At 64.4% G+C, this 20,397-nt stretch carries 16 protein-coding genes; 13 read left to right on the top strand and 3 right to left on the bottom strand.

Annotated elements, in window-relative coordinates:
- Nucleotides 1-49: 49 nt before the first annotated feature.
- Complete coding sequence (locus ASE49_RS11320) at nucleotides 50-2,395, bottom strand: TonB-dependent receptor (RefSeq protein WP_056772031.1); 2,346 nt, start codon at nucleotides 2,393-2,395, stop codon at nucleotides 50-52.
- Between the two features lie 429 nt (nucleotides 2,396-2,824).
- On the opposite strand from ASE49_RS11320, the gene ASE49_RS11315 reads away from it, so the two are divergent.
- The 4 genes from ASE49_RS11315 (at nucleotide 2,825) to ASE49_RS11300 (ending at nucleotide 7,468) form a co-directional block, all read left to right on the top strand.
- Complete coding sequence (locus tag ASE49_RS11315) at nucleotides 2,825-4,201, top strand: FAD/NAD(P)-binding protein (RefSeq protein WP_056772029.1); 1,377 nt, start codon at nucleotides 2,825-2,827, stop codon at nucleotides 4,199-4,201.
- Between the two features lie 138 nt (nucleotides 4,202-4,339).
- Nucleotides 4,340-5,332, top strand: coding sequence for an ABC transporter substrate-binding protein (locus ASE49_RS11310; protein WP_056772027.1), 993 nt, complete (start codon nucleotides 4,340-4,342; stop codon nucleotides 5,330-5,332).
- A 1-nt stretch (nucleotide 5,333) separates the two neighbouring features.
- Nucleotides 5,334-6,509, top strand: a complete 1,176-nt coding sequence (locus ASE49_RS11305) for an acyl-CoA dehydrogenase family protein (protein WP_056772024.1) — start codon at nucleotides 5,334-5,336, stop codon at nucleotides 6,507-6,509.
- Between the two features lie 2 nt (nucleotides 6,510-6,511).
- Nucleotides 6,512-7,468 carry an NAD(P)-dependent oxidoreductase gene (locus ASE49_RS11300; protein ID WP_056772021.1) on the top strand — a complete coding sequence of 319 codons (957 nt, stop codon included), beginning with the start codon at nucleotides 6,512-6,514 and terminating at the stop codon, nucleotides 7,466-7,468.
- Between the two features lie 48 nt (nucleotides 7,469-7,516).
- Here the strand turns inward: ASE49_RS11300 and ASE49_RS11295 are convergent, their stop codons facing one another.
- Nucleotides 7,517-8,191 carry a peroxiredoxin-like family protein gene (locus tag ASE49_RS11295; protein WP_056772018.1) on the bottom strand — a complete coding sequence of 225 codons (675 nt, stop codon included), beginning with the start codon at nucleotides 8,189-8,191 and terminating at the stop codon, nucleotides 7,517-7,519.
- 106 nt (nucleotides 8,192-8,297) lie between these two features.
- Complete coding sequence (locus ASE49_RS11290) at nucleotides 8,298-9,137, bottom strand: LysR substrate-binding domain-containing protein (protein WP_056772016.1); 840 nt, start codon at nucleotides 9,135-9,137, stop codon at nucleotides 8,298-8,300.
- Between the two features lie 289 nt (nucleotides 9,138-9,426).
- Between ASE49_RS11290 and ASE49_RS11285 the strand changes: the two genes are divergently transcribed.
- From ASE49_RS11285 to ASE49_RS11245, 9 genes are all read left to right on the top strand, one after another.
- A complete protein-coding gene (locus ASE49_RS11285; protein ID WP_056772014.1) occupies nucleotides 9,427-10,209 on the top strand; it encodes an ABC transporter permease in 783 nt (260 codons plus the stop codon).
- A 75-nt stretch (nucleotides 10,210-10,284) separates the two neighbouring features.
- Nucleotides 10,285-11,079, top strand: coding sequence for an ABC transporter ATP-binding protein (locus tag ASE49_RS11280; RefSeq protein ID WP_156370275.1), 795 nt, complete (start codon nucleotides 10,285-10,287; stop codon nucleotides 11,077-11,079).
- Nucleotides 11,076-11,720 (top strand): cysteine dioxygenase, encoded by a 645-nt coding sequence (locus tag ASE49_RS11275; RefSeq protein WP_082456413.1) that lies wholly within the window; start codon nucleotides 11,076-11,078, stop codon nucleotides 11,718-11,720. The genes ASE49_RS11280 and ASE49_RS11275 overlap by 4 nt, the downstream gene beginning before the upstream one ends.
- Nucleotides 11,717-12,943, top strand: a complete 1,227-nt coding sequence (locus ASE49_RS11270; protein ID WP_056772008.1) for a rhodanese-like domain-containing protein — start codon at nucleotides 11,717-11,719, stop codon at nucleotides 12,941-12,943. The genes ASE49_RS11275 and ASE49_RS11270 overlap by 4 nt, the downstream gene beginning before the upstream one ends.
- A gap of 29 nt (nucleotides 12,944-12,972) precedes the next feature.
- Nucleotides 12,973-14,073 carry an LLM class flavin-dependent oxidoreductase gene (locus tag ASE49_RS11265; protein ID WP_056772005.1) on the top strand — a complete coding sequence of 367 codons (1,101 nt, stop codon included), beginning with the start codon at nucleotides 12,973-12,975 and terminating at the stop codon, nucleotides 14,071-14,073.
- A 111-nt stretch (nucleotides 14,074-14,184) separates the two neighbouring features.
- Complete coding sequence (locus ASE49_RS11260) at nucleotides 14,185-15,519, top strand: LLM class flavin-dependent oxidoreductase (protein WP_056772004.1); 1,335 nt, start codon at nucleotides 14,185-14,187, stop codon at nucleotides 15,517-15,519.
- 24 nt (nucleotides 15,520-15,543) lie between these two features.
- Nucleotides 15,544-16,404, top strand: coding sequence for a TauD/TfdA dioxygenase family protein (locus tag ASE49_RS11255; protein WP_056772001.1), 861 nt, complete (start codon nucleotides 15,544-15,546; stop codon nucleotides 16,402-16,404).
- A gap of 102 nt (nucleotides 16,405-16,506) precedes the next feature.
- Nucleotides 16,507-17,361 (top strand): ABC transporter substrate-binding protein, encoded by an 855-nt coding sequence (locus ASE49_RS11250; protein WP_235522949.1) that lies wholly within the window; start codon nucleotides 16,507-16,509, stop codon nucleotides 17,359-17,361.
- A gap of 151 nt (nucleotides 17,362-17,512) precedes the next feature.
- On the top strand, nucleotides 17,513-20,044 hold the full coding sequence (locus tag ASE49_RS11245; RefSeq protein WP_056771995.1) for a TonB-dependent receptor plug domain-containing protein: 2,532 nt from the start codon (nucleotides 17,513-17,515) through the stop codon (nucleotides 20,042-20,044).
- The last annotated feature ends 353 nt before the right edge of the window (nucleotides 20,045-20,397 follow it).

Here is a 20,397-nt window from a genome sequence, read left to right as displayed (position 1 = left end):
CGAAAGGCGGGCCGGCGCTTCACATAGCGCCGGCCCGTTTCCCCGCGCTTTAGAAGGTGGTGCGCAAGGTGACGCCGTAGGTGCGCGGATCGCCCAGCACGCCTTGCACGATGCCCACGGTGCTGCTGACCGCCAGGGTGTTCCAGTATTTCTCGTTCAGAAGGTTCGCGGCCCATACCGAGACATCCCAGTTCCCCTTGTCCGCACGCACACCCACGCGCGCGCCGACCAGCGTATAGGCGGGTGCCTTGGCGTAAGGATCGTCGTTGACAGTCGAGTAGAACGACGAGCGATACGCCACGTCGCCGCCGACATAGGCGCTGTTGCCGCCGCCGACCGGCGTGGCATATTCACCCCAGATCGAGCCGGCCCACTTCGACACGCCGCTCAGGCGCTGGCCCGAAATGTCGCAGTAGCTTTGGTACGACTGCGCATAGGGGCACAGGGCATTGGTGTAGCGCACGTATTTGGCATCGGTGAACGCACCCGAAGCGGTGAGCGTAAGGCCCTCGACAGGGGTTGCGCGAATGTCAACTTCGGCGCCGCGCGAACGCACCTTGCCGGCGTTGCTGAGATACGTGACACGATTGTCGGTGTCGTAGATGTTGGCCTGATAGTTATCGACGTTGGTCCAGAACAGCGCGGTATTGAAGGTCAGCCTGTTCTGGAACAACTGGGCCTTGAGGCCCAGTTCGAAGGCATCGACCTTTTCCGGCTTGATGAACACATCGAGGCCCGCATTCTGGCGAACCAGATTGACGGCTGCCGACTTGTACCCGCGCGAATAGGTTGCGTAGAAGCTGGCATTGTCAGTGGCCTGATAATTGAGGCTGAGCAGGCCCGAGACATTGCCCGCGCCTTTCGACACGTAATAGTCGCCGCCCGATGGTGCGTAGGCATTGCGGATCGCCTGGGCGGTGGCGGCGTAGGCGCCAAGGGTGGACACGGCGGCCACATCGCCGTCCTGGGTGGCAGCGTAACTGCCGCTTTTCTTCTCCCACGTATAGCGCAGGCCACCCGTCACGCTCAGCCGGGGCGTGAACGTCCAGGTCAACTGACCGAACGCGGCGTAGCTGTTGGTTTCCGGCTTGGTGATCGCGTTGGCTTCCAGGCCGTTCAGCAGCGCGTCGGGCCCGGATGGGTTGATCAGCCACTTGGCCGCATCCTTGCCGTAAACCGTGTTCTGGTAGTTCGTCTGCTTCTGCCAGAAGTAATAGAGGCCGGCGGTATATTGCAGCGGACCGGGCGTGGCCGAACTGATGCGCAGTTCCTGGCTGAACTGTTTCTGATGCGGGCCGACGGTGGAGTTGCCGTAAATTTCAGCGCCGGTCTGGTCTCCGTCGTAATGCGGGAAGTAGTTCCAGAATCGGTATGCGGTGATCGCGGTGAGGATGGCGTTACCCACCTCCTGGTCCACATGCAGCGATACACCGCCCGTGTTGAGCTTTTGATCGTGGCTGCTGTTAATGTCGGTGATGCGATCGAACTCGCCCTTGTCCGGCAGGGTATAGCCGACCGAAGCGGCCTTCGCATAGAAATCGCGCGCAACTTTGGTGCCATTGGCCAAGGTGGGGGAAAGAACGCTGGCGACAGTGGTGAATCCGATCGTGCCGTACAGCGTGCCATAGTCACCGATCAGGCGGACCTTGGTGGTGTCGGTCGGCTTCCACAGCACGTCCAGCTTGCCTGAATAGCTGTGCCGGTCATCCCACTTGTCCTTGTAGGTGCTGTTGTAGATCGTACCGTCGCGCACGTTGGACGAGCCGGCGATGCGGATTGCCAGCGTGTCCGAGATCGGCACCGATGCGGATGCCTGCGCGCGAATGTAGTTGTAGTTGCCATATGTCAGCCCGAACGAGCCCTCTGGCGTGAAGCTGGGTTCACGCGTGCGGATATCGATCGCGCCCGCCACGGTATTCTTGCCGAACAGGGTGCCTTGGGGGCCGCGCAGGACCTGCAGGCTTTGCACGTCGAGCAGGTCGGAAACCGCGGTGCCGGTGCGCGCGTAATATACGCCGTCGATGTAGATGCCCACACCTTGGTCCAGGCCTTCGTTGGCCTGACCGCTGTTGGTGCCAAGGCCCCGGATGGTGATCGTCTGGTTGCGCACGCTGAAGCCCTGCACCGACAAGCTGGGCGAGAAGCGCTGCAAGGTCCGGATGTTGAAATCACCGGGGACCGAATCGATCTGCTGGGACGTCAGCGCCGTGATCGCGATCGGCACCTTGCTGACGTCATCACCCTTGTACCGACCCGTGACGACGATCTCGGTCCCAGTCGACGCGTCTGCAGCGGCATCAGCCGCCACCGGCGCGGCGTCGGCGGCCCACGCTGTGCCCGGCACGATCAGTGCGCTCGCCGCAAGCAGGGTGGAGCGCAGGAGCACGGATGACATACATAATTCCCTTTGTTGTTCGTCACATAGTTGCGTGGGAGGGCAAAGCCGCCGGCTTGCCCAAGTGGATGCAGAGCGCACGAAGGCGGGCCGCCATCCGGGGGATGGGGCACGACAAGGCGGCTTTCATCATGTCGGGTGGCAGGTCCGCGCGTGCGGGTCCTGCAGTGAAAATGTTGCGCGGCGGGTTGCGGCTGAGGCCAGCGCCCGTCACCGGCCTGGTTGCCCACCCGCCTCGCTCACGTTGCCCTGCCGATACGAGAGCAGCGAACGCGCATCAAATGACGAGTTTCAATCGTTCCATGAGATGCGCTCAATGGTCCCGCCATGGTGCAGACAAGATCTCGATTGCCAGACCGGCGTGGAACGGGGGATACCGCGCACCGTTCATTGCTCCCAAGCCTCGCATAACAAGGAAAGCAGTTCTCCATGCCATCAACCCCATCGCGCGAGACACTGCCGGTCGCAGTCGTGGGAGGGGGTTTCAGCGGCACCCTGTTGACGATCAACCTGCTGCGCCATGGTGCGCGCGTGGTGCTGATCGAACGCGCGGTAACGCAGATGGCAACCGGCCTGGCCTTCGGCACGGCGCGGCCCGAACACCTGCTCAATGTACGGGCGGCGAACATGAGCGCGTTTCCCGACGATCTGGGCCACTTCGTGCGCTGGCTCGGGGTGTCGGGCAGCGACGCGGTCAATCGCTTCGTGCCGCGCCGCATCTACGGCGAATATCTGCGCGATTTACTGGACGAAACGCTGGCTGCAGCAGACGGGCGCGGCGCGGTCAAAGCCGGCGAAGCCACCGCCGCCCGGTTCGAGGATGAACGCGTGGTCCTGACGCTGGATGGCAGCGAGGAACTGGCCTGCCGTACGGTAGTGCTGGCGCTGGGCAACTTCCCGCCCTCGCTGCATCCCGCCTTGTCGGACCTGCCGCCGGAGATCTGCTTCACCAACCCCTGGCAGGCTGCCGGCTATCCCAGGCTCGACGCCGTGAATGAGGTTCTGCTGTTGGGAAGCGGGCTGACGGCGATTGACGGCGTGCTCTCGCTGGAGCGGGCCGGCTATCGCGGGCGTTATACCGCGCTGTCCCGGCGCGGCCTCAAGCCGCGATCGCATGCGCTGAGCGGCCCGAGCGTGGAGCGGGTTGCCGCACCGGAGGCCCGGGGATCGCAGCTTTTGCAACAGGTGCGCGCACGTGCTTCGCAAGTGGAGTGGCGGGTTGCGGTGGATGAACTGCGCCCGCACACGCAAAACATCTGGCGCCGGCACGATCATGCCGGCCAGGCGCGCTTCCTGCGCCATCTGCGGCCCTACTGGGATGTGCACCGCCATCGCCTGGCGCCGGAGATCGGCGAACAGATCGCGGCGCTGGAGCGGGAAGGGCGGCTGCGTTTCGTGGCGGGCAAGCTGGTCAGCGCCACCCCGGAAAATGGCCCGGAAAATGGCAGTGCACGGGTAATCTGGCGGCCCAGAGGAACGGACGATCGGGACAGTGTGCAGGTCGGCCTGATCGTTACGTGCACTGGCCCGGACGGGGACCTGACCCATGCCTCCGATCCCTTGATCCGGGACCTTTTGCAGCAGCGCCGCGTGCGCGCCGACGCCCATCGTCTTGGTCTGGACGTATCGCACACCGGCAATGTCCTTGACGCATGGGGAGAGCGGCAGGACGATCTTTTCGCCGTGGGGCCGATCACAAAGGGTGAGGCCTGGGAGATCGTCGCGGTGCCGGACATCCGCCGGCAAGTCTGGGATCTGGCGCGCTACCTCACTAACGCCCATTGGGTGGAGGGCGAAGGTCTGTAGGTGCCGGGCGGCTATCACGCCCTGGGAGCGGGCTCGATTGGCAAAGCTCAACGGCGGCGCAAGAGAACTCATTTGCCGTAATCGTCCGGCGTCCCCCACAGGTCAGCCGACTGATTACCGTGAGGACGCTCGCCCAGCATGATTGCGAAAACAGCACATTTCGACCGGCGCGCGGTGCTGTGGGGCGGTAGTGCCCTGCTGGCGACGGCGCTGGCCGGTTGCTCGACTACAGGCAGCACCTCGGCCCTGCGCATCCCGATCACCGGCAAGGGGGAGAGCGATACCCGGCTGCTGTTCAGGCACGCCGGGCTGAAACCGGACTTTCCGGTTGCCTATTCCGAATTTCAATCCGGCCAGCTGGTGATAGAGGCGTTCAATTCGGGCTCGCTCGATTTCGGCGGAACCAGCGAAATCCCACCGGTGTTCGCAGCCGCGTCTGCCGTCCAGAACTTTCGCCAGATCGCGGTGCTGCGCGGCGACGTGAACAACCAGGTCGTGCTCGTCCCCAAGGGATCGCCAATCAGGACGCTGGCCGATCTCAAGGGCAAGCGCGTGGGGTATGTGCGGGCGACGACCTCGCAGTATTTCCTCATCCGCATGCTGTCCTCGGTAGGTCTGGCGTGGAGCGATATCGAGCCGGTGGCGATGACGGTTCCCGATGGCGCCGCCGCGTTCTCGCGCGGGTCGCTTGATGCCTGGGCCATCTATGGCTTCCCGATCCAGCGCGCGCAGGCGACAGAGGGCGCGCGGGTGCTGAAAACCGCGCTCGGTTTCCTGTCCGGCAACTACATCATGTCCGCTCACATTGATGCCATTGCCGACAAACAGAAGTCCGAATGGATCGGGCGCTATCTGGGCCTGTTGCAGAAGGGCTATCACTGGGCCGCGCAGAACAAGGATCTCTGGGCCGATATCGTCGCCGCCGATATCGGCGTGGACGCGGCTTACGTGCGCGATCAGTTCCACCATTGCAGCGCCGACTATGCCTTGCGACCGGTAACCGCGGACGCGATCGGATCGCAGCAGCAGGTCGCCGACGTGTTTACCAAGGCGGGCCTCATTCCCAGGCGCGTCGATATCCGCCCCTTGTGGGTGGACAGTTTCAATCCCGTTATCCTCAAGGAGATCTGAGATGGTCGCACTGGCCTCTCCGCTCGGCGCGCCGACAGCGCCAGGCGATGAAACCCTGCGCGCGATCACTGCGGAACTCGCGCTGAGCGCCGAGCGCTATGACCGGTCGGGCGAATTTCCGCGCGCCAACTTCGATCTGCTCGCGCGCGAAGGGCTGATCGGCCTGACCGTGGACCCCGCGCTGGGCGGGCATGGCGGCAGCTATCGCGAGGCGATGCGCGTGCTTGGCGCCGTCGCCCAGGGCGAGCCGTCCACCGCTCTGATCCTGTTCATGACTTATGCGTTTCATGCCGCGCCTGACAAGAACGACCGTTGGCCCAAGGCCCTCTATCGCCAGCTGGCGCGCGAAGCGGTGCAGGGGCGTGGCCTCATCGGCACCTTTCGGGTGGAGCCGGAACTGGGCACTCCGGTGCGCGGCGGCCTGCCCAAGACCACCGCGCGGCGCACTTCGGAAGGATGGCGGATCAGCGGCGAGAAGATCTACGCGACCGGTTCGACCGGGTTGGACTGGTTCGCGGTGTGGGCGCGAACCGACGACGAGCAGCCAAAGGTCGGTACTTTCCTGGTCGATCCGGCGACGCCGGGCATCACTATCGTACCCGAGTGGGATCATCTGGGCATGCGCGCCACCGTGAGCCACAAGGTGGTGTTCGATGATGTGCTGACGCCGCTTGATCACGCCGTCGATGTGCGCTGGCCGCAGGAATGGGCACCGCAACCGGGCAGCGCCAACGGGCAGATGCTGTGGAACGCGCTGGCCATCGCCACGATCTACGACGGCGTCGCGCGCGCGGCCCGTGACTGGCTGGCCGGGTATCTGAACGAGCGCGTGCCCACCAACCTTGGCGCATCGCTGGCCACGCTGCCGCGCGTTCAGGAAAAGTTCGGCGAAATCGAAGCGCTGCTGTACGCCAATCGCGTGCTGATCGACACCGCCGCCGAGGCGGCTGATCGTGGCGCTGTGCCTTCGCCGGTCGAAGCCAATCTGCTCAAGCATATCGCCAACGCCAATGCGATCCAGGCAGTCGCCATCGGTCTGGAGTTGACCGGCAATCCCGGTATGAGCCGCCGCAATCCGCTGGAGCGTCATTACCGCGACGTGCTGTGCAGCCGCATTCACTCGCCCCAGGCAGACACGGTACTGGTTGGGGCGGCGCGCGCCGGTCTGGGGGTCTGAGCGTGTCGCTCATCATCGCCAGTCAATTCGATGCTGCTTTCAACCAAGAGCTGGCGCAGCACCCGTCGCGGCCGGTAATCGTCAGCGCCGCACCTGACGCGCCGTGGACTGCCGCGAATGATGCGGATGTGCTGCTGGCGGCCCCGACCCCTGCGTGGCTTGCGCGTCCGGCGCCGCGTCCCGATGTATGGCCGGGCCGGCTACAGTGGGTCTATTGTGGTTCGGCGGGTGTGGATTTCTACCCCGAATGGCTCCTCGATGCGCCGCTGGTGACGTGCGGGCGGGGTGTCGCATCGGACGAAATCGCCGAATATGTGATCGCCGCGATCTTCGCGCAGGCCAAGGGCCTGGACGCGGCGACCATCCATGCGCGCGGCGATTGGAGACAGCGCTCGCTGGGCCAGGTTTCGGGCACGACAATCGGTATTGTCGGCCTGGGTGCGATCGGTTCGGCGGTGGCGCGGCGCGGGATCGCGCTGGGCGCCCATGTGATCGCGGTGCGTCGCTCGGGACCAGAAACGCAGCTGGGGGCCGGGCTTGCCGGCGTGGAACTGGCAGGCAGCATGGCCGAACTCGCGACGCGGGCGCACCACATCGTGCTGGCACTCCCGGCCACTGCCGAGACCCGCCGCCTCGTAGACGCAGGATTCCTTTCCCGCGTGCGGCCCGATGCGCACCTGATCAACGTGGCCCGGGGATCGGTGGTGGATCACGACGCGCTCCTGCTGGCGTTGGACGAAGACCACCTGGCCTTCGCGACGCTGGACGTGACCGACCCCGAACCTTTGCCGGAAGGGCATCGGCTGTACACGCACCCCAAAGTGCGCCTGACGCCGCACATCGCCAGCAATTTCCAGCGCGTGCGGCATCGCCTGCTGGCAAAAGTGCACGACGACCTCAGTCGCTACACGCGCGGCGAGCAGCCCAGTGATGTCGTGGATAAGGTGCGCGGGTATTGAGCAGGCGTCACGCGCCGCGACCGGGCGACGCTTAGCGCCGCTGCCTGATCAGCGCGCGGCGGTTTCCACGGCGCGGGTCGCCTCGTGCGGCAGTGAAGCGAGGATTGTTTCACTGTCCGTGCGCTTGAGCCAATCCGGGCTGACATTGAAAAAGCGGATGCGCGCGTCTTGATCGAGGACGAGGACGGCGGGCTTGTCGATTTCGTAGCTGTTGGTGCCCAGCGTCGCGCCGATCCAGTTCTGGTCGGGCGCAACGGGCGGTTGGTCGTCGGGCAGGAAGGTGATGCCCAGCGCGCGCGCCAGGGCATAGCCGGGATCGCTGGCGACCTTGAAGCCAAGATTGTGGCGCGCGATGAGGTCAGGGTCCACCGGCACCTGGGCGCTGACAGCGATCAGCCGCACGCCGCGCGCCTCAAGCCGTGGCAGCAGCGTTTCGTTGTAATAGGGCAGGGCGATGTTGCAGGCGGGGCAGCCGCCGAAGCGGAAGAACACCAGCACCGCCCAGCCATCGGCAAGGATCTGATCGCGCGTCAGGTCGCGCCCGTGCTGGTCCACCAGCGTGAACGGGGCGACAGCATCGCCGATCCGGGGCAGGGCGGCGGGGTCATGCCGCTCGACCAGGACGCGCCGCACAGCGGCATTGTGCGCCAGCTGCTCGGCGCTCCACGTGCGATCGCGCTCGGCCTGGAGGGCGGCGAAACGGTCGGTCAGGCTGGTGCTCATCTTGGCCTCTTATCGCTATCTAAGACGGCCAATGCTATGCCGCGGCGGCAGCGGGGCGACCAACGAGAAGCCTTCGCGCCAACTTGAGATTATCGAATAAGGTCAGTCAGGCAGGTAAGCCCGCCACCACTTCGCGGGCCAGCGCGGCCAGCTGGCTGGTCGGCCCGTCAAGCCCCGGCGCGGTGTGCAGAATGCATGAGACATGCGGCAGATCGGGCAGAAGACCGGGGTCGATCGGCGCGTCGTTAAGGAACATGCCGGTGCGGCAGGTGATGCCAAGCCCCGCATTGACCGAGGCGCGCAGGGTCGTGAGGTTCGGGGTTTCCACCGTAATCCGATAAGGTCGCCCGGCGTCCTCCAGCATGCGGATCGCCGCCTCGCGAAAGCGGCAGGGCGGTTCGAGAACCGCGATCGGCACGGTATCGAGCAGCGCCAGTTCCTCCTTGCCGAACCAGGCCATCGGGGCCGTCGTCACCGCATGGCTATCGTTCGGTGCGGCAAAGCCCAGCACGATGTCCAGCTGGCGGCGTTCGAGCAGATCGAGCAGTTCGGCGGTGCCGGCGACGCGGGCGTACAGTTCGGCCTCCGGGTGTAACTCGGCGAACTGGGCCAGCAGGCCGGTGAGCAGCAGTTCGGCAAAATCCTGCACCATGCCGATCCGCGCCGGCCCGGAGAACTGGCCGTTGGTTACGGCGGCCACCGCTTCATCGTGCAGCGCCAGAACCTTGCGCGCGTAATCCAGCATTAGGTCGCCGTGGGCGGTCAACGCCAGGCGGCGGCCTTCGCGCAGGAACAGCGATTGCTGCAGCAGTTCTTCAAGCCGCTTGATCTGCAGACTGAGTGCGGACTGGCTGACGAACACACGTTCGGATGCGTGCAGCATCGAGCCGGTATCGACGATCGCCACGAAGCTGCGCAGGAGGTTTGTAGGGAGATTTACGGGCATCGCTGAAACTTTCCGCAAGGGCTGCCCGTAGGGCTGGACGACATGCGCATGACATATGCGTGATTCTCAATCAAAATAGTAGACATTTAACCCCATGCAGTATTTCTGTCTTACCGTCAGCAGGTGGCGACCCTCGACGTATCCGCCCCGTTTTCGCCACATCCTGCCGGTGGCTGCCCGTTTTCAAGGCTCACTATGAGCCGCGCTAATACCCCACACGGCTATTCTCAATTGAAATAGTAGAGTGTTAGGTGCCAGCTTCTTTGGACCAAAACCGCAAGGCCTGACGATGTCCGTACTGACGAAACTAAACCGGTCCCTTGGCGGTGCGCGCTGGCTGTCGCCGCTGCTGCTGCTGCTCGCATTGGAGATCGGATCGCGCACCGGCATAATTCCGGAGCGGACGCTGGCGGCCCCATCGAAAGTGCTGGCGACGCTGTTTGGCATGATCGTGTCGGGAGAGCTGGTGGACAATCTGTGGGTGTCGTTCGTGCGCATCGTTATCGGGCTTACGATCGGGATTTCGGTTGGCGTGGTGCTGGCGCTGGTCGCCGGCCTGTCGCGCAAAGGCGAAGTGGCGGTCGATCCGATCATGCAGATCAAGCGCACGATCCCCACGCTGGCGCTGACCCCGCTGTTCATCGTGTGGTTCGGCATCGGCGAGACGCCGAAGATCGCGCTGATCGCCTTCGCGTCGATCTTCCCGGTGTACCTCAATCTCTACAGCGGTATCCGCAGCACCGATCTGCGCCTGCTGGAAGGCGCGCGGAGCCTGGGCCTGAGTCGGCCAGCGCAGATCTGGCATGTGATCCTGCCGGGCGCGTTGCCATCGCTGCTGGTGGGGCTGCGCTATTCGCTGTCGATTTCGGTCCTGGTGTTGGTGGTGGCCGAACAGATCAACGCCTCTGCCGGGCTTGGCTATCTCATCAACAATGCGCGCGATTTCATGCGCACCGACATCATTCTGGTGTGCCTGATGATCTATGCCGCGCTGGGCCTTTCCGCTGACGGGCTGGTGCGTGCGATCGAGCGGCGCGCGCTGGTCTGGCGCCCCGAAATCGTCTCTCACTGAAGTTTGGGCCCGATGCAAAAGCCTGTCTCCTCCATTTCCCGACCGCCGTACCGCTTCGATCCAAAGGACAGAACCGTGGACGCCAGAGTGAACCAGTTTACCGCACTTCCTCCCACCCGCTCGCCGCGTGAGGCCGCCGTGAAGCTCACAAACTTCACCCGCACCTTTGGGCAAAACACGATTATATCGGGCCTGGATCTTGAGATCGAGGCCGGAGAGTTCGTCGTGCTGCTGGGCCGTTCGGGCTCGGGCAAGACGACGCTGCTGCGCACGCTTGGCGGTCTGGACGACGTCAAAGGCCAGGACGTGACCGTGCCTGCGAACCGCGCTGTGGTGTTTCAGGATGCACGGCTGCTGCCGTGGAAGCGGGTGTGGCGCAACGTCGCGCTTGGTCTGAAGGGCCGCGACGCGCGCACTGCCGCGCAGGATGCGCTGCAGGAAGTGGGGCTTGGCCATCGCCTTGATGCATGGCCGCTCACCTTGTCCGGCGGCGAGGCGCAGCGGGTCGCCCTGGCGCGCGCGCTGGTGCGCGAACCGCAGTTGCTGCTGCTGGACGAACCGTTTGCCGCGCTGGACGCCTTGACGCGCCTGCGCATGCACGAACTGGTGCTGTCGCTATGGCGTCGCCACCGTCCGGCGGTGATGATGGTGACGCACGACGTGGACGAAGCCATTGCCCTGGCGGACCGCGTGATCCTGCTCGACGGCGGTCGGATCGTCGCGCAGGAACGGATTACCGCCGCGCGCGGTGCGGAGCGGTCGAGCATCGCGGCCGGTTTGCGCCAGCGCTTGCTTGACGCGCTGGGCGGTACGCTGGTGCAGGATCATCCGGCTGACATCGTGGCCCTGCACGCCGGGGCACGGCTGTGAACGCGCGCGCTTCGTTTGCGCCTTCGCCATTAACCGAGGCCGAGCCGGTGGTGGACACTACGCCGCTGCGCCGCTTTGTAGGGGCATTTGCGGCGCTGCTTGACGGCGCGCAGGACCGTAACGAGATCCTGGCGGGCGGGCGCGGCCTGTTGGCCCGGCTGGTGGCCAAAGACGGCTGGCTGCCCGACGATTTCGCCCGGCCACACCCCGCGCGCTACCAGCAATATCTCCTCCACTGCGACAGCGCTGAACGTTTCAGCGTCGTGTCTTTCGTGTGGGGGCCGGGACAGGCGACCCCCATTCATGATCACCGCGTCTGGGGGCTGGTCGGCGTCCTACGCGGCGCGGAAAAAGTGCAGGGGTTTCGCCAGCGACCGTCCGACGGATCGCTGGTGCAGTACGGGCCGACCCGCGAATTGCGCGAAGGCGAGGTGGAACTGATCGACCCGCGCGACGGCGATATCCACCGGGTCGAGAACGCCTTTGCCGATCGCACGTCGATTTCGATCCACGTCTATGGCGGAAATATCGGCGCGGTGACGCGCGCCACGTTCCGCCCCAACGGCGAAGAGCGGCCCTTCAGATCGGGCTACGCGAACAACACCCTGCCCAACATCTGGGACGTGTCGAGGACAGCATGACCATCACCCCCCTACAGGTGCGCAGCGCCTTGCTGGCCCGCACGGAGATTGCCATCCTGGACGTGCGCGATGAAGCACAGTTTGCTGCGGCCCATCCATTGTTCGCCGCGCAGATCCCGCTGGCGCGTATCGCGATCGAAGCGCCGTGGCGTTTGCCACGCCAGGACGTGCCGATCGCCGTCTATGATGACGGTGAGGGGCTGGCAGCCAAAGGCGTAGCGCAATTGCGCGATCTTGGTTTCACGCACGTCGAGGAACTTGAAGGGGGTCTCAGTGGCTGGCGCGATGCGGGCTACGAGGTGTTCGAGGACGTCAACAGCTACTCCAAAGCGTTCGGCGAACTGGTCGAGCATCGGCGCAGCACGCCTTCGCTGCCCGCCGGCGACGTGCGCGCGCTGATCGACGAGAAGGCCGATATCGCCATCCTCGACGCCCGCCGCTTCGAGGAATACGCGACGATGAGCATCCCCACGGCGCGCAGCGTGCCGGGGGCGGAACTGGTGCTGCGGGCACACGCCGCCGCGCCCGATCCCGATACCACGATCATCGTGAATTGCGCGGGGCGCACCCGTTCGATCATCGGCGCGCAGTCGCTCATCAACGCTGGCGTCCCCAACCGCGTCTTCGCTTTGCGCAACGGCACGATCGGCTGGACCCTGGCCGGCCAGCATTTGGAGCACGGGCGGCAGGAAAGCGTCGACCTTTGCGACGGGGTGGATGAGGCACGGGCGAGGGCGCGGGCCGTTTCCTACCGCGCTGGCGTCCGCCGGATCGACGCGGCGCAGCTTGCCGCCATCGCCGCTGAAAGCCACCGTACGCTCTACCGTTTCGACGTGCGCCAGCCCGATGCCTATGCCGCCGGGCACCTGCCGGGGTTCCGCAATGCACCGGGTGGCCAGCTGGTCCAGGAAACCGATCACTTCGCACCCGTACGCGGCGCGCGGATCGTCCTGGCGGACGACCTTGGCCCCCGTGCCGACATGACCGCATCCTGGCTTGCGCAGATGGGCTGGGAAGTCCTGGTGCTGGAAGCCGACTTTACGGGCGAGCTTGCCACCGGCCCTGACGGCGCCCCGCCGCCGCGCGGGCCTGAGGGTCGTTACAAACGGCCCTACGAGGGCACGGACAACCCCGCCGCCGCCATGCAGGCCTATCTCGATTGGGAATACGGCCTTGTAGCGCAACTGGAGCGGGACGGCACCCACGGCTTTTTCGTCATCTGACGTATCGGAAAAAACAGGAGTACCCCGACATGACTGTAAAGTTCATCGGCTACATCGGCTTCAACGACAATTCCGAAATACATGCCGCCACCCGTTCCCGCGTGCTGGACCGTGATTATGTGGAGGCCGCCGCGCGCGCACAGGAAGAGGGCCGCTTCGATCGCGTGCTGATCCCGTTCGGCTCGGCCTCGCCCGAAAGCCAGATCGTGGCTGCGCATGCGGCGGCGATCACCACCACGCTTGGCTTCCTGGTCGCGCATCGCCCCGGCTTTACCCAGCCCACCTTGGCGGCGCGTCAGCTGGCCACACTTGATCAACTCTCGGGCGGGCGGGTCGCGGTGCACATCATAACCGGCGGCGCGGACGAGGAAATGGCGCGCGATGGGGACGTTGGTTCGCTCAAGGCCACGCGCTACCAGCGCACGGACGAATATCTGGAGGTGTTGCGCCGCGAATGGACCGAGGCGCAGCCGTTCGATCATGCCGGTCGCTTCTTCCAGGCGCGCGGCGCGTTCAGCGCGATCAAGCCCGATAACCTGCCCGTGTTCTTCGGCGGCTCCTCGCCCGAAGCCATCGGAGTGGCCGGCCGCCATGCCGATGTCTACGCCTTGTGGGGCGAAACGCTGGAGCAGGTTCAGGACGTGGTACGCACGGTGCGTCACGCCGCCGCCCAGCATGGTCGCAAGCCGGGCTTTTCGCTTTCCCTGCGCCCGGTGATCGCCGATACCGAGGAAGCCGCGTGGAAAAAGGCCGACGCCATAGTAGAGCAAGTGCGCGCCTTGCGCGAAGCCGCCGGGCAGCCGACCAGCGGCCATCGCCCGCCCAATGCAGGCTCGCTGCGTCTGCTGGAGACCGCCCGTTCACAACGCCGCGATACCCGGCTGTGGACCGGCGTTGCGGCGCTGACGGGCGCGGCAGGCAACAGCACCGGGCTTGTCGGAACGCCCGAGCAGGTGGCCGATGCGATGCTTGAATATTATGACGTCGGTATCGACCATTTCCTGATCCGCGGCTTCGAACCGCTTGCCGACTCCATTCAGTATGGCCGCGAATTGCTGCCGCTTGTGCGTGCGAAAGTGGCGCAGCGTGAATCGACCAAGCGGGCAGAAGATATCGCACTGGCAAGTTGAGCCCAAGTGCGCGCCGACGCATTGGCAGAACTCGTGGAGATATAAGTCCTCCGCGTTGGTTGGCCTGCACTTTACTCCATAGATTGGACATAGCAATCAGGAGGACGTAATATGGCTGGAAAGCAAATAAAGCTCGGTTTTATTCTTCACGGCGTGGGTCCGGGTTGGGACGATTGGCGCCACCCGGATGCCCAGGTAGATGCCAGCACCAGCCTGCCGTTCTACGTCCGCCAGGCCCAGGCGGCTGAGCGCGGCAAGTTCGACTATCTCTTCGTTGCAGACAGCGTGTCGATCAACGCGCGCTCCTCGCCGCATTACCTCAACCGCTTCGAGCCTTTGACGATCCTGTCGGCGCTGGCGGCGGTCACGCAGCAGATCGGCCTGGTCGGCACGGCCACGGTCAGCTACACCGAGGCGTTCAATCTGGCGCGCCAGTTCGCCTCGCTTGACCATCTGAGCGGCGGGCGCGCCGGGTGGAACGTGGTTACCTCGTGGCTGGCGGGCAGCGCGGCCAATTACGGCAAGTCCGAACATCTGGGCCATGCCGAGCGCTATCGCCTGGCTGACGAATACCTCGATGTCGTCAAAGGCTTGTGGGATAGCTGGGAAGACGATGCGCTGGTGCGCGACAAGGCCAGCGGGCAGTTCCTCGACCCAGACAAGTTGCATGAGCTGAACCACAAGGGCGAATACCTGTCGGTCAAAGGCCCGCTCAATATCTCGCGATCACCCCAGGGACAGCCGGTGATCTTCCAGGCCGGATCGTCCGAGGACGGGCGCACGTTCGCCGCGCGCCATGCCGAGGCGATTTTTACCCATCAGGAGGATCTGGCCGAGGCGCAGGCGTTTTACGCCGATCTGAAGGCCCGTGCGCGCGGTTTCGGGCGCGATCCTGAAAAACTGCTGATCCTGCCCGGTGCCCGGCCCGTGGTCGGCTCGACGGAAGCGGAAGCCGAGCGGCTCCATGATGAACTGGCCGGGCTGGTCAGCCTGGAGAACGCCTTGCGCGCCTTGGGCCGGGCTTTCAACGATCACAACTTCAGCGTCTACGACCCAGAGGGGCCTTTCCCGCAGCACGTTGCCGAAGAAGGTCGCAAGAGCAACCAGAGCGCCTCGGAACGCGTGCTGGGCTACGCCGCCGAAGGCCTGACGCTGAGCCAGATCGCGCTGCGTGCGGCAACACCCAAGGGGGGCTTTGTCGGCACGCCGGAGCAGATCGCTGATCGTTTCCAGTTGTGGCTCGACCAGCGTGGATCGGATGGCTTCAACCTGTTCGAATCGGTGCCGGGCCAACTTGAAGTGTTCGTCGATCATGTCGTGCCGATCCTCCAGCAGCGCGGGATCTACAAGCAGGACTATGCGGGAACGACCTTGCGCGAAAACCTCGGGCTCGACGTGCCTATAAACCGCAACACCGCCGCCCGCCTGGCCCGCGCCGCCGCCTGACAGATCCGTAAAGGAGAAAAAACCATGGCTACCGCCCACAGCATTTCTGGCCAGTCACAGGCCGGTCTGGTGATCCGCCCCGTACAGCCCACCATCGGGGCCGAGATCGAGGGGGTCGACTTGTCCAAGCCGCTGACAGATGAAATGCGCAACGCGATCCGTGCCGCCGTCTTGAAATACAAGGTCGTGTTCTTCCGCGATCAGGCGCTCGATGATGCGAGCCAAGCCGCGTTCGCGGGCAACTTCGGCCCGCTCTACACCCATCCCACCACGCGGCATGAAACTGCCAACACCGCCGTGCACGCGATCAATGCAAGGTACGATCGAGAGTTCGAAAAGAAGCTTGGCCGCAAGCTGAAGGCTGGCGATGCGTATCATACTGATACCAGCTGGCGCCTGGTGCCGACCTGGGGCGCGGTCCTGCGCGATGTCAACCTGCCCGAAGTGGGCGGCGATACGATCTGGGTGGATGCGAACCTCGCATACGAGACGCTGTCGGATGAGCTAAAGGCGCGCCTGGACGGCAAGTACGTGACGCACAACTTCTCGGACTCGCTGGAGCTGGCGGGCCATGAATATCCCATCGTCTCGCACAAGGTGGTGCGCACCCACCGGGAGACCGGGCAGAAGATTCTGTGGGTCAATTTCCAGCAGCAGCCCCAGATCCTGGGGGTCGAGCTTTCGGAAAGTCGTGAATTGCTTGACGAAGTGCTGCGCCAGTACAAACGACCCGACGTGCAGGCGCGTTTTTCTTGGCGACCTGGTACGGTGGCGTTCTGGGATAACCGCGCCGCGGTTCATTATGCGGTGCGCAACTACGGCGATTTTCCGCGTGAACTGCACCGTATCCTGATTGCCGACGAACCCTTGTGGACGGACTTGTAATTCATGTTTGATCGGCGCGCGCTGCTTGCAAGTCTTGGGTCATCGCTACTGCTGACAGGAACCCTGGCAGCGTGCGGGCGGGGGGCCGGCGGGAATGCAGGCGTGCTGCGCGTCGGCAGTCAGAAGGGCGGCACGAAGTCGCTCATGCTGGCATCGGGCGCGTTGGACGGCATCGCATACACCGTCGAATGGTCGGAATTTCCGGCAGCACAAAACCTGCTCGAAGCCCTGGGTAGCGGCGCGATCGATACCGGGCTGGTGGGCGATGCACCGTTCCAGTTCGCGTATCAGGCTGGCAGCCCGATCAAGGCGATCGGCGCGCAAGTCGCCGATCAGCGAACATCCGGCGCCATCGCCATCGCCGTGGTCGTACCTGCCAGCTCATCGATCCGCGATGCCAAGGGTTTGAAGGGCAAGCGGATCGCGACTACGCGCGGCAGCGTCGGCCACTATCTGTTGCTACGGGCGCTGCTTTCGGCAGGGCTAGGCCTCAAGGACGTGACGGTGGTGTTCCTCTCGCCCAGCGATTCGCGGGCCGCCTTGCAGAGCAAGGCGGTCGATGGCTGGTCGACCTGGCAACCGTATATCGCGGCTGCACAAGCGGATGGGAACCGCATCGCCATCAGCAACGCAGGCCTTGCGCAAGGCTTCGGGTTCGATATCGCCCACGAGGCTGCCATTAAAACCAAGCAGCCGCTGCTGGCTGATTTCCTCCGGCGCGAGGCCAAGGCGCTGACCTGGGTGAGCACGCATTCTGGTGCCTATGCCAAGGTGCTTGCCCAGGAAACCGGGTTGCCGCTTGAGATCGCCAGGCAAACGGCGGCCACCAGTCGGCTTTCTGTACCGATCGACCAGTCGCTGATCGACCGGCAGCAAGTGGTGCTGGATACCTTCCGCAAGTTTGGCGAGGTGAAGACCGACCGCTCGCTCAAAGATGCGTTTGTCCCGAACGTATAGGCTTACCCGCGCGGCGCCGCCTTCTCCGGCGCTCACAACCCCCGTTGAATGAAGTAAAACTTGAGGTCGATACAGGAATTTCAATTTCTACTAATTCAGTAGACATGTGATGTGGTCGGGGACGAAGACATAGTTCCAGGGGCACATGTCAATGAAGATACTGAGATCGGTCGCGTTGGCGACGAGCCTGTCCGCGATTGCGTTTGCAACTAACGCGTATGCAGCAGACGCGGCCGCGACAGCCGATGCGGCGGCCCCGGCGGACAGCGTGGAGGGCGGCGCGATCATCGTTACCGGCGCACGCGGACAGACTGCGCGCTCGGTTGCGGACAGCCCGGTGCCGGTGGACGTCATCGGCCCGGCAGAGCTGAAGTCCACCGGCCGCACCGGCCTGAAGGAAATCCTGGGCAACATCATTCCATCGCTGACCATGCCCGCGCTTGGCGGTGGCGGCACGTCGGCCAGCGTGAGGCCGATCTCCATTCGCGGCCTTTCGGGCGATTATGTGCTCGTGCTGGTGAACGGCAAGCGCCGCCACACGACATCGCTCATCAATAACCTCTCGCGCATTTCCGGCGGCTCGACACCGGTCGACATCGACCTCATTCCCACCAGCGCGGTTGGCCGCATCGAAGTGCTGCGCGATGGCGCTGCGGCGCAATATGGCTCGGACGCGATTTCCGGGGTCATCAACATCATCCTCGACGATAGCCCCAGCGGCGGCGACCTGTCGCTTACCGGCGGGCAGCTGTATTCCAAGGGCGGCGAACTGGCGCAGGTGTCCGGCTCCTACGGCACGCGTCTGGCCGACGGCGGTTTCGTGCGCTTCGCGCTGGAAGCCAAATACCACGACCGCGCCACGTCCTCCGCGCAGCCGGTGCCTTACATCTACCCCTTGGTAAACGGCCAGGCGGACCCGCGTGAAAGCAGCGCCAACCATCTCATCGCCGGCGGCTATGGCCGCTCCAACCGCGACAAGATCGTCAACACCAGCTACAACGCCGAGCTTCCGCTGAACGATGACACCACGCTCTATTCGTTTTCGACCCTTAGCTATCGCGACATCAAGGATGCACGCGGCGCGGCGTTTGCCGCAGCTACGGGTTATGGCGGACAGGCGAACACGCAGGGCTCTTCGGTGCTGCCGCAGATCTATCCTGGCGGCTTCCAGGCCTATCGCCGGATCAGGGAGTGGGATTACCAGGCCGCGCTCGGCATCCGTTCGCAGGTGGCCGGATGGGACCTTGATTTATCGACGACGTATGGCAAGGACAGCGTAGAGCTAAGCGCCGAAAACACGCTCAATCCCTCGCTGGGTCCGACCAGTCCGACCGAATTCTACATGGGCCGCCAGAAGCAGGACTTGTGGGTCAACAATCTCGACATCAGCCGGCAGTACGACGCCGGCTTTGCCAAGCCGCTCAATGTCGCGTTCGGTGTCGAGCATCGCTGGGAGCGGTTCCAGAACATCGCCGGCGAACCCGATAGCTACCGCGATGGAGGCTACGTGATCCCGGCGGATGGTACGCCGTTCGGGCAACTGTACGGGGGACGCTCGCCCTCACCGGGCCTGGTCTCGTTCACCGGCACATCGCCGGCTGACGCGACCAGCCTCAGCCGCAGCAATCTTGCCGCCTATCTCGATCTGTCGACCGACGTTGCGAAAGGGTGGTTCGTGGGCCTTGCCGGGCGCTATGAGCATTATACCGACAGCGCCGGTGACACGTTCAGCGCCAAGGCCTCCACCCGGATCGAACTGGCGCCGGGCCTGGCGCTGCGCGGCGGGGTCAACACCGGCTTTCGCGCGCCGTCCCTGGCGCAGACCGGGTTCTCGACCACGCAGAACACCGTCACCGTCATTGGCGATACCCGCGCACTGACGACCTCGAAGTTCCTGCCGGTCAACAGCGCCGCCGCGCAGGCGCTGGGCGCCAAGCCGCTGAAGCCGGAAAAGTCGCTCAACTTCACCGCCGGGATCACATACGAAAGCGGCCCGCTGCGCCTAACCGTCGATGCCTACCAGATCCGCATCGACGACCGGATCGTGAAGACCGAATTTCTCGGCACAGCCGCCAATGGTGGCACAGCGGTGGCGGCGATCCTGCGCGCCAATGGCATCACCGGCGTGGATAGCGCCCAGTTCTTCACCAACGCCATCGACACGCGGACGCGGGGGATCGATGCGGTGGCCGAATACACGCTGGACACGCAATCGCTGGGCACATTCCGCCTGAGCGCGGCCTGCAGCTACAACCGGACAAAGATCCTGCGGGTGATCGACAATCCTGCGGAACTGAGCAACCTCAACGTCACCCTGTTCGGCCGGCAGGCGCGTCGCGATCTCGTGGCAGCCACGCCGCGCTCCAAGGTCGTGCTGACCGCAAACTGGTCGTCCGGGCCTGTAAAAGCGCTCATTCGCGAAACGCGCTACGGGCAGTATACCGAGTCCAGCAATGTCGCCGCATCCGATCGGACCTTTGGCGCAAAGTGGATTGCCGACGCCGAAATCAGCTACCAGTTGACCCGGTCGCTGGATGTCGCAGTCGGCGCCAACAACGTCTTTGACACGTACCCCGACAAAAACGGCATCATCGCATCGGACGGCTCGGGCCAGTACGGCAACTTTGCACCGTTCGGCTTGAGCGGAGGTTTCTATTATGCACGCCTCGGTTTCAAGTTCTGACGTCTGTGGCCCTACCCCATCGGGTATTGCCCAGAACGCGTCATGAGCGTGGAGAGCAAGCAGTAGGCTTGGCCGAGGTCGCGGTTGTAGCCGGGCTTGTAGACGAGCTGGTAAGCGAGCGAAAGGCCACACCCTTTACCGCGACCAGCGTGTGATACGCCTCGCCGAGATATTCCGAATCCGGATACGGTTGTTGCCCGTCGCGGACGAGGACGCCGAGGTCACCGGCAACGACGTCCCGCTGGTGCGTGCGGCTGATGCCATTAACGATGAACATCGAGCCGATTGCGTCGTTTCCGCTTTGCCATTCGTTGCGCTTTTACCCGTACGGCAGCGGCGGTGCTCCATCTCGG

This window comes from Novosphingobium sp. Leaf2, from assembly GCF_001421325.1.
Taxonomy (GTDB): domain Bacteria; phylum Pseudomonadota; class Alphaproteobacteria; order Sphingomonadales; family Sphingomonadaceae; genus Novosphingobium.
The sequence above is the reverse complement of the archived record's forward strand: the minus strand, read 5'-3'. Positions and strand labels throughout refer to the sequence as shown.